13 protein-coding genes are annotated in these 13,458 nt (G+C 74.2%); 4 read left to right on the forward strand and 9 right to left on the reverse strand.

Annotated features, from left to right (window positions below):
* Window positions 1-180: 180 nt before the first annotated feature.
* The 3 genes from ACFV6E_RS22065 to ACFV6E_RS22075 all read right to left on the reverse strand — a co-directional run bounded on the left by ACFV6E_RS22065 (window position 181) and on the right by ACFV6E_RS22075 (window position 2,431).
* Window positions 181-528 carry a hypothetical protein gene (locus ACFV6E_RS22065; protein WP_385163838.1) on the reverse strand — a complete coding sequence of 116 codons (348 nt, stop codon included), beginning with the start codon at window positions 526-528 and terminating at the stop codon, window positions 181-183.
* Between the two features lie 134 nt (window positions 529-662).
* Window positions 663-1,607, reverse strand: a complete 945-nt coding sequence (locus tag ACFV6E_RS22070; protein ID WP_385463823.1) for a ketopantoate reductase family protein — start codon at window positions 1,605-1,607, stop codon at window positions 663-665.
* Window positions 1,604-2,431 carry an MBL fold metallo-hydrolase gene (locus ACFV6E_RS22075; protein ID WP_385163832.1) on the reverse strand — a complete coding sequence of 276 codons (828 nt, stop codon included), beginning with the start codon at window positions 2,429-2,431 and terminating at the stop codon, window positions 1,604-1,606. The genes ACFV6E_RS22070 and ACFV6E_RS22075 overlap by 4 nt, the downstream gene beginning before the upstream one ends.
* A gap of 99 nt (window positions 2,432-2,530) precedes the next feature.
* Here ACFV6E_RS22075 and ACFV6E_RS22080 point away from each other — a divergent pair, with 99 nt between their 5' ends.
* The gene (locus tag ACFV6E_RS22080; RefSeq protein WP_385163829.1) at window positions 2,531-2,809 is read left to right on the forward strand and encodes a DUF2277 domain-containing protein; all 279 of its coding nucleotides are present in this window, start codon (window positions 2,531-2,533) and stop codon (window positions 2,807-2,809) included.
* A gap of 136 nt (window positions 2,810-2,945) precedes the next feature.
* On the opposite strand, the gene ACFV6E_RS22085 is transcribed toward ACFV6E_RS22080, so the two are convergent.
* A complete protein-coding gene (locus tag ACFV6E_RS22085; RefSeq protein WP_385163826.1) occupies window positions 2,946-3,572 on the reverse strand; it encodes a DedA family protein in 627 nt (208 codons plus the stop codon).
* A gap of 245 nt (window positions 3,573-3,817) precedes the next feature.
* Here ACFV6E_RS22085 and ACFV6E_RS22090 point away from each other — a divergent pair, with 245 nt between their 5' ends.
* On the forward strand, window positions 3,818-4,453 hold the full coding sequence (locus tag ACFV6E_RS22090; protein WP_385463826.1) for a superoxide dismutase family protein: 636 nt from the start codon (window positions 3,818-3,820) through the stop codon (window positions 4,451-4,453).
* 116 nt (window positions 4,454-4,569) lie between these two features.
* On the opposite strand, the gene ACFV6E_RS22095 is transcribed toward ACFV6E_RS22090, so the two are convergent.
* The 4 genes from ACFV6E_RS22095 to ACFV6E_RS22110 all read right to left on the reverse strand — a co-directional run bounded on the left by ACFV6E_RS22095 (window position 4,570) and on the right by ACFV6E_RS22110 (window position 9,954).
* Window positions 4,570-5,028, reverse strand: a complete 459-nt coding sequence (locus ACFV6E_RS22095) for a DoxX family protein (protein ID WP_385463829.1) — start codon at window positions 5,026-5,028, stop codon at window positions 4,570-4,572.
* Window positions 5,029-5,112: 84 nt separating this feature from the next.
* Window positions 5,113-7,176, reverse strand: a complete 2,064-nt coding sequence (locus ACFV6E_RS22100; RefSeq protein ID WP_385463832.1) for an FAD/NAD(P)-binding protein — start codon at window positions 7,174-7,176, stop codon at window positions 5,113-5,115.
* A gap of 266 nt (window positions 7,177-7,442) precedes the next feature.
* Window positions 7,443-9,182, reverse strand: coding sequence for an alkaline phosphatase D family protein (locus ACFV6E_RS22105; protein ID WP_385463835.1), 1,740 nt, complete (start codon window positions 9,180-9,182; stop codon window positions 7,443-7,445).
* Between the two features lie 127 nt (window positions 9,183-9,309).
* Window positions 9,310-9,954, reverse strand: a complete 645-nt coding sequence (locus ACFV6E_RS22110) for an HNH endonuclease family protein (RefSeq protein WP_385163812.1) — start codon at window positions 9,952-9,954, stop codon at window positions 9,310-9,312.
* 627 nt (window positions 9,955-10,581) lie between these two features.
* On the opposite strand from ACFV6E_RS22110, the gene ACFV6E_RS22115 reads away from it, so the two are divergent.
* Window positions 10,582-11,163, forward strand: coding sequence for a TMEM165/GDT1 family protein (locus ACFV6E_RS22115; RefSeq protein ID WP_385463837.1), 582 nt, complete (start codon window positions 10,582-10,584; stop codon window positions 11,161-11,163).
* Window positions 11,164-11,416: 253 nt separating this feature from the next.
* Window positions 11,417-12,082, forward strand: a complete 666-nt coding sequence (locus ACFV6E_RS22120) for an HAD-IA family hydrolase (RefSeq protein ID WP_385163806.1) — start codon at window positions 11,417-11,419, stop codon at window positions 12,080-12,082.
* Window positions 12,083-12,191: 109 nt separating this feature from the next.
* Here the strand turns inward: ACFV6E_RS22120 and ACFV6E_RS22125 are convergent, their stop codons facing one another.
* Window positions 12,192-13,055 (reverse strand): peptidoglycan-binding protein, encoded by an 864-nt coding sequence (locus ACFV6E_RS22125; RefSeq protein WP_385463840.1) that lies wholly within the window; start codon window positions 13,053-13,055, stop codon window positions 12,192-12,194.
* Window positions 13,056-13,458 lie beyond the last annotated feature (403 nt).

Consider the following 13,458-nt stretch of genomic DNA (forward strand, 5'->3'; position numbering starts at 1 on the left):
CGTCCGTGCGGCACGGTGGCGGGCCCGCGGGCGGGGGTGCGGCGGGTCCGGCCACTTGTGCGTGCGTTCCGGTTCTCCGGGCTCCGGTTTTCAGGCTTCGGCTCCTCGGGCTCCGGGTTCCGGGTTCCGGGTTCCGGTTCTCCAGGCTCCGGTTGTTCAGGGTGCCGAAGGGGCGGTCGTTCAGGGAGCCGGAGGCGGGGGGCCGGTCTCGTTCGTGTGTTTCAGGGCGCTTCTGGCGTCGACCTTCTCCGGGGTCGTTATTTCGTCCCAGAAGCGGTGGCAGGTCACGAAGACGGCGAGTTCGCGCTCGCGGCGGCGGAGCTTCTCCACTTCGGCCTGCTCGTCGGGGGTCCAGCCCGGGGACGCGGGGCGTTCCACCTTGCGCCAGCCGTTGCCGTCGCTGAAGCCGTCCAGGGGCTCCACCGACCAGGGGAGCCGCTTGAACAGGGCCAGGAGCTCCGCCCGGACCTGATGCAGCTCCTCCTGGCCGGCCAGGAGGTCACTCGGGAAGTCGTAGGTCGCAGCCACGCGGCAATGCTACGCCTGTTCGATTTTTAGATGCGAGTTCCTTCGGCCACTTCCTCGCGCCTTCGTCCCGAGGGGTGGTCGGCACGTCGACGGCTGCCGCACACCAGGTTCCGCTTTGCGTTCCGCCGCCCGGTTCACGCCCCCGTTCCCCCCGTCCCGCTCAGGTGTCCCACCAGTTCCTTCGCCACCGGTACCGGGACCCCGTGCCGGTCCGCCGCGCGCAGCAGGCCGTGTCCGATCGCGTCCAGTTCCAGCGGGCGGCCCGCCTCCGCGTCCCGCTGCATCGAGGACTTGGTGCCGGGCGGGAATGCGTCGTACCGGGCGAGGGCGTGCCCGGGGTCGGCCGGTCCGCCGCTCGCCCGGCTGACCGCCGCCGTCTCCTCGACCAGGGCCGTCAGCTCCTCGCGGTGGCGCGTGCGGATGTCGCCGAGCGGCACCCCGTAACGCGTCGTCAGCAGGGCGAACGGCGCGAGGAACGACATCTTCGCCCACAGCGTCGCCGCCTCGTCCTCCCGTACCTCCGTCTCGGGCCCCGCCGCCGTGAGCGCCGCGGCCAGCGCGTCGAGCCGTTCGCGCGGCACCGTCGCGCCGGTCAGCTCGGTCTCCGCGAACGGGCTGCCGTGCTCGATCACCCCCGGCGCGACGCGGGTCGACTCGACGCGTATGACGGCCGGCGCCACCCGGGCGGAGCCGTAGCGGGCGCGCAGGAGCGCCGGGTGCTCGACGCCGTTCAGGAACGGCACCACCAGACCGTCCCCCAGGGCCCTTGGCGGTACGCGGTCCAGGGCCGCCTCCAGCGCCGTGTGCTTCACGGCGATCAAGCAGGCGTCGAGACCGGTATCGGCATACGTCTCTCCGCGCAGTTCCCCGTCCGCCTCGACCGGCGCGGTGAAGTCGCCGAACTCGGCGCTGCGCACCCGTACGCCTTCCGCGCGCAGGACCCGTACGGTGTCCTCCCCGGCCAGGCAGATCACCCGGTGCCCGGCTCGCGCGAGCAGCCCCGCCAGCAGCCCGCCGACGCCGCCCGGACCCAGCACGGCCACGGTGAGCCGCCGTTCCGCCGGCCGCTCACCCGTCATGCCCGGTCACCCCCCTCGGTCCTGCCGTCCTCGCCGCCCTCCAGGCGTACCGACGCCCCCGGCTTCAGCAGGTGCAGGCGGTCGGTGAGCCCGGCCGCCGCGAAGGCCGCCGTCAGCGTGGCGCCGTCCTGCGTGAAGTGGCCCCAGTGTTCGAAGTGCAGCGGTACGACGTGCCGCGCGCCCAGGATCTCCGCCGCCCGCGCGGCGGCCTCGCTGGTCAGGGTGAGCGTGGCGTCCGGCACCAGCGGCGTACGGGCCGCGCCCGCGAACAGCACCGCCACGTCGAACGGCCCCTCCCGCTCCGCGATCTCCCGCACCACGTCCAGCGAGGCGTTGTCCCCGCTCACGTACACCTTGGGCAGGCCCTCGCCGGACAGGACGAAGCCGGTCACCTCGCCCACGAACGGCTCCGAACCGTCCGGTCCGTGCTGCGCGGGCACGGCGGTGACGCCCAGCAACCCGCCGCCGGGGCGCGGCAGTTCGACGTGCTGCCAGGACGGCAGGGTCCGTACGGACCCGCCGACGCGGTCGTGCGCCGATGCGGTCGACAGGGTCAGGGGCACCTCGGCCAGATACGCGCGCCCGGACGTGTCGAGGTTGTCCGGGTGCTGGTCGTGCGAGAGCAGTACGGCGTCGACGGCCCCGATGTCCGCCGCCGCGAGCGCCGGGCCCGTCGTCTTGACCAGCGCCCGCGAGCCGATGGGGTACTCGCCGGGGGCGTCGAACGTCGGGTCGGTCAGCAGCCGGACGCCCCCGAGCGCGAGGACGGCCGTGGGGCCGCCGACGTAGGTGATCTCCACTGTGGTCGTGCTCTGCACCGTCATGCACTGCACAATCCGGCGCGGGCGCGGGGCTATTCCCGTTCCGGCACGTATCGCTGCAACGGTGCCGCCCGGCCGCCTGGCGCGCGCGACACTGGACGCATGTGCCGCAGCATCAAGACCCTCCGCCCGCCCGCGCTCCCGGAGGAGGCCACCGAGGACGAGATCCGCGCCGCCGCGCTCCAGTACGTCCGCAAGGTCTCCGGCTTCCGCGCCCCGGCCGCCCACAACCGCGAGGTCTTCGACCGCGCCGTCGAGACGATCGCCGCCGCGACCGCGGAACTCCTGGAGGGGCTGGAGGTCCGGGGCGCAGCGGGAGGCGTACGAGGCGGGGCGGGAGGCGTACCAGGCGGGGCGGGAGGCGTACGCGGCCAGGCGTGACGGGTCAAGCCCCGGACCGCGGTCCGGACCCCCGCGCCCGCCGTCCTCACTCCTGCACCGCCGCGCCCGCCGTCCTCACTCCTGCACCGCCGCGCCCGGCGCCCTCAGTCATGCACCGCCGCGCCCGCCGCCGTCCTCAGTCCTGCACCGCCGGTCGCCGCATCAGGAACGCCGCCCCCGCGCCCGCCCCGAACAGGGCCGCGAAGGACACCCCCGTGGCCAGCCACGTCGCGCCCAGCCACTGGCCGCCGAAGTAGCCGAGGGCGACGCTGTACGCGGCCCAGGCGACGCCCGCGAGGATCGACCAGGGGAGGAACTCCCGGACCCGGCGGCGCGCCGCGCCCGCGCCCAGGGAGACGACCGAGCGGCCGGCCGGGGCGAAGCGGGCGACCACGACGAGGGCGCCGCCCCCTCGGGAGAGGGCCGCGCCGAGACGTTCCTGCGCCCGGGTCAGCCGGCGGGACCGGGCGATGGCGCGGTCCAGGCGCTCGCCGCCGCTCCAGGCCAGCCGGTACGCCACCAGGTCGCCCAGGACGGACGCGGTGGCCGCGCAGAGGGTGAGCGCGAGGATGTCGGGCACGTTCCGCGGGACGGCCGCCCCTGCCGCCGCCCCCGTCGCCGTACCGGCCGCCGCCGCGGTGGCCGCGGTGATGACCAGCACGCCGCTCGGCAGCACCGGCAGGAAGACGTCGAGCAGGACGGACAGGGCCACCACGGCGTAGATCCATGGACTGCCGGTCAGCGTCCCCACACTCTCAAGCACCGAAAAACTCCCCTGGACTCCCCCGTCGGCACGACCACGCCGCGAAGTCGGGAGGAGCGGCAGGGCGGCCGGTAACAGCCATACAGCGTACGCCCGGACCGCGACAGGAGTTCCACTGGGGGCTCAGGTGTTCGCCACAGGATGTTCACCCGGCTGCCCCGCCGACACGGCGCACGCCACGGACTTGCCGTACGAACGAGACGTAAGCGAGATGTGAGGGCACGAGAGCGAAAGCAGGACTGACGATGGCGGCAGGCATACTCACCGGCGCCCTGGCTGCGGCGGCGGTACTGGCGACGGGCGGCGGAGCGGTCCCGGCCGCCGCGCACGGTCCGGCGGGCGGGGTCCCGGGCGCCGCACACGCCCCCGCGGCGACCGACGGCTACTGGACCGAGAGCACGGGACGCTTCGCCCCGGCGGGCGGCGGCCACCACGCCCAGCACGCGCCGGCCGCGGTGACGTACGACAAGGGCCTCGTGCCGGTGTCCGCCCGGATCGCGGTCGGCCGGCACCACGACGGGGAAGGTACGGCCGTACGGCTGCGGGTGTCGGGTCTATGGCCCGGGCACACCTACGGCGCCCACGTGCACCAGAAGCCGTGCGGCGCGGACCCGGACGACGCGGGCGGGCACTACCAGCACCGCGTGGATCCGGTCCAGCCGTCCAAGAATCCCGACTACGCCAACCCGCACAACGAGGTCTGGCTCGACTTCACCGCCGACCGGCGGGGCGCGGCCGGGACCGGGGCCCGGCACGACTGGGGCTTCAGGCCCGGCGGGGCCCGCTCCGTCGTGCTGCACGACGAGCCCGGCACGAGCGGAGCGCGCGTGGCCTGCTTCACGGTCCCGTTCGGCAAGCACAGAGGCGACCGCACGGGCTGACCGACCCGTACGGGCTGACCGTACGGGCTGACGGGCCGGTCGGCCGCCGGCGGCGCACGACGAACGGTGCCCGCCCACGCCGTGGGGGCGGGCACCGTTCGTCGATGCTCAGCCGGTCAGGCCGTGACGCGCGCCTGCTCCGAGGAGGCGGGCTCGGCCCCGGCGGCCGGGGCCGTGCGGGCCGCGAAGAGCCGGTCGAGGCCGAACGCGCCCGAGCCGGTGAAGACGAGCAGCAGCATCGACCAGCAGAAGAGGGCGGAGAGTTCGCCGCCGTTCTCCAGCGGCCACAGGGCGTTGGGCTGGTGCACGTCGAAGTACGCGTACGCCATGGAGCCCGACGAGACGAACGCCGCGGCCCGGGTGCCGAGGCCCGCCAGGACCAGGACACCGCCGACGAGCTGGATCACCGCCGCGTACCAGCCGGGCCAGGAGCCGGTCGGGACGCTGCCGCCGCCCGCCGCGCCGCCGAGCACGTCGAAGAGCGAGGCGGCGCCGTGGCAGGCGAAGAGCAGGCCGACGACGATGCGGAACAGGCCGAGAGCATAGGGCTGGGCGCTGTTGAGGCGGCCGGTCATGTGGGGGACTCCTTCGGTCTGGGACCGGTCCTGTGACGGACCGGTCTCGGGGGGAACGAAGTGAGTGACCAAGGTTAGGTGGACCTAATCTATGCTTGCAAGTTCAACATTAAGCCACCGTTCCGCTTCCGCTTGCGGGGTCGTGACGGGCGATGTCGCACGTAGAACCGCCCGCGCCACCGCGTCGGCGTCCGAAAGCGTGACCGAATCCACGCCTGGTCTGGCACCGGCCGCCGTCACCCAGTGCACGCCCTCCGTCGGCACCCCGAACGCGAACCGCCGGGGGTGGGCCCGGCCCGCGCGGTCGACCAGACGATAGGGGCGCGGTGTCACGTCCAGCCCTCCGGTTTCGTAACCGTCGACGGCGTGGGGGCGGCACTGGCCCGTGCGCAGCAGCCCGGCGAGGAGTTCGTCGGCGGTCCTGCGCAGGTCCGGTTCCGGCAGCCGCGCCTCGATCAGCGTCGTCGCGCGTACGGCGGAGCCGGGTACGTCGGGGGAGTGCGCGATCCAGGCCCCGACCCCGACCCCGCCCTCGACCCCGTCCTCGGTACGCACCTGCATGCGCGGGCCCACGATGCCGAGGACGCCCGCCTCGATCAGCGCGGCGGTCTCCTCTATGCGCCGCCGGGGCGGGCCGATGGACAGAAAGGCGTTGAGCGGCGTGTACCAGCGGTCGAGGTGGTCGCGGCGCGAGACACCGGTCAGGCCGCCGTGGTCCACGATCCGCCGCAGCTCGTTGCGCAGGTCGCGCAGGACGTCGAGGGCGGCCTTCAGCGGGCCCGCCACATTGCCGAGGGCGGCCTGCGCGGCGTCCTCGCGCAGGTGGCGCAGGAGCCAGTCGCGCCAGTCGCCGGGCCCGCCGAAGGACTGCCCCGCGTACGGGCGCGCGATCCGGTCCCAGCACCAGCGCTCGGCCCGCGGCACGCCCAACTCGTCCAGCAGGGCGGCTTCTTCGGGGCTCGCGTGCGCAGCGGCGAGAAACCGCTCCCGTACGTCCGCCGGGTCCGCGTTTCGGCCGCACAGCCCCGTGTAGTAGACCGTCTCGACCTCCTTCGCGATCAGCGGCCATATCTCGCGCAGGAAGTCGGGCGCGTCCCCCGCGTCCGCGCGCTCGCGGAAGCGGGCGATCACCCCGTCGGTGAGGACGCGCGGGACGTGACGCCCGTACGGGCCCTTCGCGTTGTCGCCGCGCGCCTGGTACGGGACGCCCCGCCGGGAGCCGGCGTACAGGCGCGGCTCGCGGCCCGAGGGCAGATAGCGCAGGCCCCGGCCGGTACGGACGAAACGGCCGCCGCGGGCCGTCGTCAGCAGTGCCAGGTGGTCGAAGAAGTTGAGGCCGAGACCGCGCAGCAGGACCGGCTCGCCGGGAGCGACGGAAGAGAGGTCGACGTCGGCCGGGTTGGCGGGCGGGACGTGCCGCAGGCCGTGCCGGGCGGCGTACGCGGTGAGGGGCTGCCACGCGGGGTCGGCGACCGCGGGCAGATGCCCCTGGGCGAGCACGACGGCGGACAGGCCGGTCAGGACGCGGCCGTTGGACAGCGTCACGGACTGAAGCCGGCCCGGCCCACCCGGCCCACCCGGCCCGCCCGGCTCACTCGGCCCGCCCGGCCCACTCGCCTCACTCGGCCCACTCGCCTCACTCGGCCCGCCCGGCCCACCGGGCCGGTCCGGCTCACCCGGCCCGCCGGTTCCGTCCTCCAGCCGGACCGCCCGAGCCGCGTGCACCTCGACGCGTAACGACGCCGGTGTCGAGCGCACCACCTCGCCGAAGACCCACTCCAGATAGCGGCCGTACTGCGCCCGGGTCGGATAGTCGTCAGGGCCGGTCCCGCCGCCCTCGGCGGAGGCCGCCCACGTGTGCAGGCTGGGCCCCGGGCGTACCGGACCCGCACAGTCCACGCTCTCGTCGGTGAAGAGGGTCACCTGCGAGGCCACCGTGTTCATCAGCAGCTCGGACGGCTGCGCGGTCCGCCAGACGCGGCCGGGCCCCGGCGGCGACGGGTCGATCACATGGACCGTGAGGTGCGTCCCCGGCGGCAGCAGTCCGGTGGCGGAGGCGCACAGGCGCTCCAGGACGCTGGTGCCGCGGGGACCGGCGCCGATCAGGGCGACGGCGGCGGGAACGCGGTCGGCTGGGCTTGAGGACAAGTGGGTGACTCCCGGGCAGAGGGGCGCCGGGCGGCAGGCGCGGGGCGGCGCGCCGCGGGCGCTGGGCGGCGGACCGCCCGCTGGAAGCGGACGGTCCGGCTCATCATGCCGTCGCGCGGCACCCGCCCCGGTCCCGTCTGCGAAACCTCCGCACCGGTGTGGGGCGGCTCACGCGCATCACGGACAAGCCCTCCGACACACCCCCAACACGCCCTCAACCACCCATCGCCGCGCCCTCAACTGCCCGTCTGCGCAGGGCGATTGTCCTACTCGGGGGTGAGTACGGACTCCCGCACCGTCGTCAGCCGGGCTCCGGCGCCCCGTGCCGCACGGGCCTGATCGAGGCGGAGGACCGCTTCGCGGCCGCGCAGCGTCAGCGTCATCAGCTGGTTGCCGAACCACGGGCCGCCCGTCCTGCGCCACTCCACCGAGGGGTGGGCGAGCCGCCCGTGCCGCACCAGCCGGCGCCCGATGGCGCGCCCCGTCCCGCTCCAGCCGAAGCGGAAGCCGATCCGCATCGACAGCGGGATGGAGTTGTGGACGGGCGAGCAGGTGAGCTGGAGGACGCGGGCGTCGGGGCCGGTGCCGTCGGGCCAGGCGGCCTCGGCGACGTACGCGTGGTGCACGTCGCCGGACAGTACGCACACCGTCGCGGGTGCCTGCGGTCCCGACCCCGCCTCGGCGATCAGCCGCCCCAGCGCCTCGAACGACTCCGGGAACGCCGCCCAGTGCTCCAGGTCGGCGCCCCGGCGCAGCTTCTCCCCGAAGCGGGCCCAGCGCGGTCCCCGCTCGCCCCGGCACAGCCCGGCGTCCCAGGTCTCGGCGTCGTGCACGAGATGGGGCAGCAGCCAGGGCAGCGAGGTGCCGATGAGCAGGTGGTCGTAGGACCCGGGGTCGTCGCGCACCTGCTCGCGCAGCCACTCGGCCTCGCCGGGGTCGAGCATCGAGCGCTTGTCCTCGTCGAGGACGCGGGCCGCGCGGCTGTCGACCATGACCACCCGGACCCGGCCGAAGTCGCGGCGGTAGCTCCAGCGGACCGAGGCGGGGTCGGCGTCGGACTGGGCGGCGTAGGCGCGCAGTACGTCGGTGCCGTCGGGGGTCTCGCGGACGGCGGCGTAGAGGGGGTCGGCGGCGAGCTCGGCCGGGGAGAGGTTGCCGAGGTGCTGGTGGACCCAGTACGACATCAGGCCGCCGAGCAGGCGCTCGCGCCACCAGGGCGTGGCGCGGATGTCGGCGAGCCAGGAGGCGCTGGTGTTCCAGTCGTCGATGATGTCGTGGTCGTCGAAGATCATGCAGCTCGGGACCGTGGAGAGCAGCCAGCGGATCTCGGGGTCGAGCCACGACTCGCGGTAGAGGTGGGTGTACTCCTCGTAGTCCGCTACCTGGTTGCCCGGGAGCTCGTCGAGGCCGCGGCGGGCGGCGATCCAGCGGCGGGTGTTCTCGGAGGTCTCGTCCGCGTACACCTGGTCGCCGAGGAGCAGCAGCACGTCGGGGCGCTCGGCGGCGGGGGCGGCGGCGAGGCGGGCCGCGAGGGTGTCCAGGGCGTCCGGGCCCACCGGGTCCTTCTCGTCCTTGGGCGGGGCGGCCCAGCGGCAGGAGCCGAAGGCGATCCGGACGGCGCCCCCGTCCGGGGTGCGGATCTCCGGGGGCGGGAAGGGCGAGTCCGGCAGCGGCCAGACGTGCGTGCCGTCGAGCAGCACCTCGTACGCGGAGGCCGTGCCCGGGGTCAGCCCGGTGACCGGAACCATGGCGTAGTGGTGCCCGGCGATCTGAAAGGTACGGGCCTCACCCCCGGCGCCTGCCTCATCGGCGGCGCCTTCCGCGCTTCCGGCACCCTCCGTACTCCCGGCACCCTCCGTACTCCCGGCACCCTCCGTACTCCCGGCACTCTCCGTAGTCCCGGCGCACCGCACCTCGACGGTGCACGGACGGCTCGTCTCGACCCATACGGTCGCGGACGAGCCGTCGACATACCTGAGCACCGGTCCCAGACGCAGCACCGCCACGGCGATCACCCTCCTCCGTCGCCCCGTACGGTACGGAACGACGGAGGCCGTTGGCGAGGTTCCGGCGAACTACCTGGTGTTACCTGGTGTTACCTGGTGCTACCTGCCGGTTCGTGCCGTGGGGCGGTCAGCAGCCGCTGAGCACCGAGGACAGCTTGGACTTCTCCGCGCTGTCGACCGAGAGGTCGTAGTAGTACTTGACCTGCACCCAGGCACGGACGTACGTGCAGGCGTAGGAGCTGAGCGGGGGCATCCACTCGGCGGGGTCCTGGTCGCTCTTGGACTGGTTCACGTTGTCCGTGACGGCGATGAGCTGCGGCCGGGTGAGGTCGTTGGCGAACGCCTGGCGCTGCGCGGTGGTCCACCCGCTCGCGCCGGAGTCCCAGGCCTCGGCCAGCGGGACGAGGTGGTCGATGTCGAGGTCGGAGGCGGCGGTCCAGGTGGCGCCGTCGTAGACCGAGTACCAGGTGCCGCTGGTGGCGGCGCAGGCCGAGCTGGTCACGACGTTCGTGCCGTCCCGCTTCAGGACCGTCTCGCGGGTGTTGCAGGTCCCGCTGATGGTGATCCAGTGCGGGAACAGGTCTCGGTCGTAGCCGGTGCGGTTCTCGGTCGCCACGGTGAGGGAGGCCAGGTAGGTGCGGGCGGTTGCGGCGCTGACCGGGGTCGGCAGCGCGGCGGAGGCGGTCGGGCCGTTGAAGATGCCGGCCATGGCTATCAGGCCGGTGAGGGCGGCGAGTATGCTCAGCCGTCGACGCGCGTAGACCTTTGGCATGCGAACTCCCTTGAGGTGGGGGGCCGTTGGGGCGAGCGGGGCACATGCTTGCGGCGGCGTGTTTCCAGGGGATGTGCGTCCGGTGAGAAGTTAATGACGCGCGCATGACAAATCAAGGGGTGCGACGGGACGGGAGCCTTGTGGGTGACGGGGCGCGGACCGGCGGGACCGGGGTCGCGGACCGGCGAGACGGACGGGGGTCGCGGACCGGCGGGGGTGGCGGGGCCGGTGGGACCTACGGCCCTACGGCCCGGCCCTACGGCCCTACGGCCCGGCCCTACGGCCCTACGGCCCGGCCCTGCGGCTCTACGGGCCCCTCGCGGGCGTCGCGTACGATGGACCGCGCAGAAGGGGAGTAGCTCTTCGCCGGACCGTCGACATACTGCTCAGCTCGTCTGAGCCGGCGCCCGGAGGCGGACCTCGGTCAGAGGTCGGCCAGCGAGACCTTCGGCAGCAGTGCACCGCCCGTACACCGCGTACGGGCGAGCCCGTGCATCTCGTACGGGCAGACCCGTGCGTCACGTACGGGTGACCACGTGTGCTGCTCCGCCGAGGTGTCGCAGCGCAGCGAACAGCGAACGCAGTAATCGCACTCTCGGGCGGGGCGGCCCCGACCGATTGAGGAACATGATCAGCATCAGTGTGACGGCGCTCGTCTTCGGCGTCGTCTTCCTTGCCGAGCTGCCGGACAAGACCGCGCTCGCCGGACTCGTGCTCGGCACGCGCTACCGCGCCTCGTACGTCTTCGCCGGTGTCGCCGCCGCCTTCGCCGTCCACGTGGCGCTCGCCGTCGCGGCGGGCAGCGTCCTGACCCTGCTGCCGCAGCAGATCGTGCACGCGATCACGGGTGTCCTCTTCCTCGGCGGCGCCGCGGTGCTGCTGATGAAGAAGGACGAGGACGAGGAGGAGATCCGCAAGCCCGGGAACCAGAGCTTCTGGAAGGTCTCGGGTGCGGGCTTCATGCTCATCCTGGTCGCCGAGTTCGGCGATCTCACCCAGATCATGACGGCCAACCTCGCCGCCCGTTACGACGACCCGTTCTCCGTCGCGCTGGGCGCCGTCCTCGCGCTGTGGGCGGTCGCCGGGCTCGGCATCGTCGGCGGCAAGGCGCTGATGAAGCGGGTGCCGCTCGCACTCATCACCAAGATCGCCGCGCTGCTGATGCTGGCGCTGGGCGTGTGGAGCCTGTACGAGGCGGTGGCGGGGTGAATCCCGGCACCGGGAGCGCCGGCCGGACGGCTGTGGGTGCTGTGGGTGCCGTGGGCACCGGAAGTATCGGCCGGGTGACTCCGGGTGCTCGGCGTGGTGGCGGGGTGAATCCCGGCGCTGGAAGTGGTGGCGTCGGGGGCGCTCCGTTTTGTATCGTGAAGGAACAAAGTGGCTCCCGCCCGCACTCCCTGACCGGCGGGCGGGGCCGCCTTGTCCCCGGGGGGCCCGTACCTCCCTCCCCGCGTTCTGGAGCATGCCGATGACGGCCCCCACCGTTCTCACCGCCCGCGCCCTCCTGCTGGACATGGACGGCACCCTCGTCAACTCGGACGCCGTGGTCGAGCGCTGCTGGCGCCGCTGGGCCGACCGGAACGGTCTCGACGGCGGCGAGGTCATGAAGGTCGTGCACGGCCGGCAGGGCTACGCCTCCATGGCGGTCCTGCTGCCGCACCGGCCCATGGAGCAGAACCACGCCGACAACGCGCGCATGCTCGCCGAGGAGACCGCCGACATGGACGGCGTCGTCGAGATACCCGGAGCCACCGCCTTCCTCGCCTCCCTCACCGGCCTGCCGCACGCGCTGGTGACCTCCGCGGACGTGGCCCTGTCCACCGCGCGGATGGCCGCCGCCGGGCTGGGCCTGCCCGACGTGCGCGTCACCGCGGAGTCCGTCGGCGCGAGCAAGCCGGACCCCGAGGGCTTCCTCAAGGGCGCCGCGGAACTGGGCGTCGCGCCCGGCGACTGCGTCGCCTTCGAGGACTCCGGGGCGGGGATCGCGGCGGCGCGGGCCGCGGGCATGCGGGTCGTCGGCGTCGGCCCCCGCGCCGCGGTGCACCGCCCGGACGTGGTGGTCCGCGACCTGACGCGGGTACGGGTGGAGCCGGCGGCGGAGGGCTCGATACGGCTCAGCATCGGCTGAGCGGCGGCTGCGCGCGCAAGTTCGTTCTACGGGTTATGGGTTACGGGTCCTCAGGGGCGCCCCTCTTCACGGGGCGCCCCTTTCCGCGTCCTGCGCTTCCCGTCGCTCTCTAGGGTTCCTCGGTCTCGGACTCCAGGCCGGCCCGGGTGGCGGCGCCGTACACGCCCTGCTCGTCGGCCCTGATGCCGCGGGCCCACTGGTAGCGGCGTACGGCGTCCTCGGTCTGGCGGCCGTAGTGACCGTCGGCGTCGCCGATGTACAGGGCCAACTGCCTGAGCCGCAGCTGGAGTTCGGTGACCTCGCTGCCCCGGTCGCCGCGGCGCAGGACGGGACCGCTCTGGTCCTCCTCGTCGTCGCTGGGCGAGGTCCCGGCCGAGTCCGTCGCGCGGGTCGTCGACGGGGTCGCGGTCGGGGTGGCGGACTCGGCCGACGGCGAGGACGACGCGGCGGACCGGGACGGGGACGCGCTCGCGCTGGACGACTCCGTGGCGGAGGCCGACGCCGACGCCGACGGGCTCGAGCTGGGCGACACCGGCGCGGACTCGGACGGCGACTCGTCCGGGACCTCGGCGCGTACGGCCTCCGGCGGGGCGCCGTCCCGTTCCGGCGAGTCGTACGACAGCAGCCCGGCGACGAAGCCGGCGGCGGCCAGCACGGCGACGAGGACTCCGGCCACGGCGAGCAGGGTGGTACGGCGCCGGCGCGGGGGTTCGGCGTCGTCGAGAACCGGCGGTTCCCCGGCGGCACCGGGCCCCGACGCCGGCTCCTGGAAGAGACGCAGATCCTCCGGCGCGGGCGCCGTGGGCCGCAGAGCCATGGTGCGCTCGGCGGGGTTCTCGGGGTGGAGGGGAGCGGGGAGCGGGGTGGTTCGGTCGGCCGACGGGAGGGAGGTGCGGTCGGTGGGGGCGTCGGGCTGCGCGGGCGCGGGGGTGTGTGCGGGCGCGGGGGCGGACGTGGCTGTCGGCAGGGGCATCGTGCGCTCGGCCGGGGCTTCGGGGGCGGGGGTGCCTTGGGCTACCGCCGGTGCCGGTGCCGGTGCCGGTGCCGTCGACGTCGGTGCCGATGCCGCCGACGTCGCCGAGCCGCGGGACGCGACGTGTTCGTCGCCGTGAGGGCGCGGGGGCTTGGGGGACTCGCGTGGGGGCTTGGGGGACTGCGGCGGCGGGGGCTGCGGCACTGCGGCCTGCGAGCCAGGAACCGCGGCCCCGGCTGCGAAGCCCGGCGTCGCGGCCCTGTCGTCTTCGGACGCCCCGTCGCCGTAGGCCGACGTCCGCCCGGTCTGCCCCTGCCCCTGCCCGTGTCCGGGGGTGGGGTGTGGTGTCGCGGCGTCGGCACCGGGAATGGGCGTCCGCCTGGTCTGCCCCTGCCCCTGCCCC

The organism is Streptomyces sp. NPDC059785 (assembly GCF_042732375.1).
Lineage (GTDB): Bacteria > Actinomycetota > Actinomycetes > Streptomycetales > Streptomycetaceae > Streptomyces.

Excerpts from the sequence above, each read along its gene's own strand:
- ACFV6E_RS22070 (WP_385463823.1), bottom strand. The coding sequence starts at position 1,607 with ATGACGGGTGAGCGGCCGGCGGAACGGCGGCTCACCGTGGCCGTGCTG.
- ACFV6E_RS22075 (WP_385163832.1), bottom strand. The coding sequence starts at position 2,431 with ATGACGGTGCAGAGCACGACCACAGTGGAGATCACCTACGTCGGCGGC.
- ACFV6E_RS22080 (WP_385163829.1), top strand. The coding sequence starts at position 2,531 with ATGTGCCGCAGCATCAAGACCCTCCGCCCGCCCGCGCTCCCGGAGGAG.
- ACFV6E_RS22090 (WP_385463826.1), top strand. The coding sequence starts at position 3,818 with ATGGCGGCAGGCATACTCACCGGCGCCCTGGCTGCGGCGGCGGTACTG.
- ACFV6E_RS22095 (WP_385463829.1), bottom strand. The coding sequence starts at position 5,028 with ATGACCGGCCGCCTCAACAGCGCCCAGCCCTATGCTCTCGGCCTGTTC.
- ACFV6E_RS22110 (WP_385163812.1), bottom strand. The coding sequence starts at position 9,954 with ATGCCAAAGGTCTACGCGCGTCGACGGCTGAGCATACTCGCCGCCCTC.
- ACFV6E_RS22115 (WP_385463837.1), top strand. The coding sequence starts at position 10,582 with ATGATCAGCATCAGTGTGACGGCGCTCGTCTTCGGCGTCGTCTTCCTT.
- ACFV6E_RS22120 (WP_385163806.1), top strand. The coding sequence starts at position 11,417 with ATGCCGATGACGGCCCCCACCGTTCTCACCGCCCGCGCCCTCCTGCTG.
- ACFV6E_RS22125 (WP_385463840.1), bottom strand. The coding sequence starts at position 13,055 with ATGCCCCTGCCGACAGCCACGTCCGCCCCCGCGCCCGCACACACCCCC.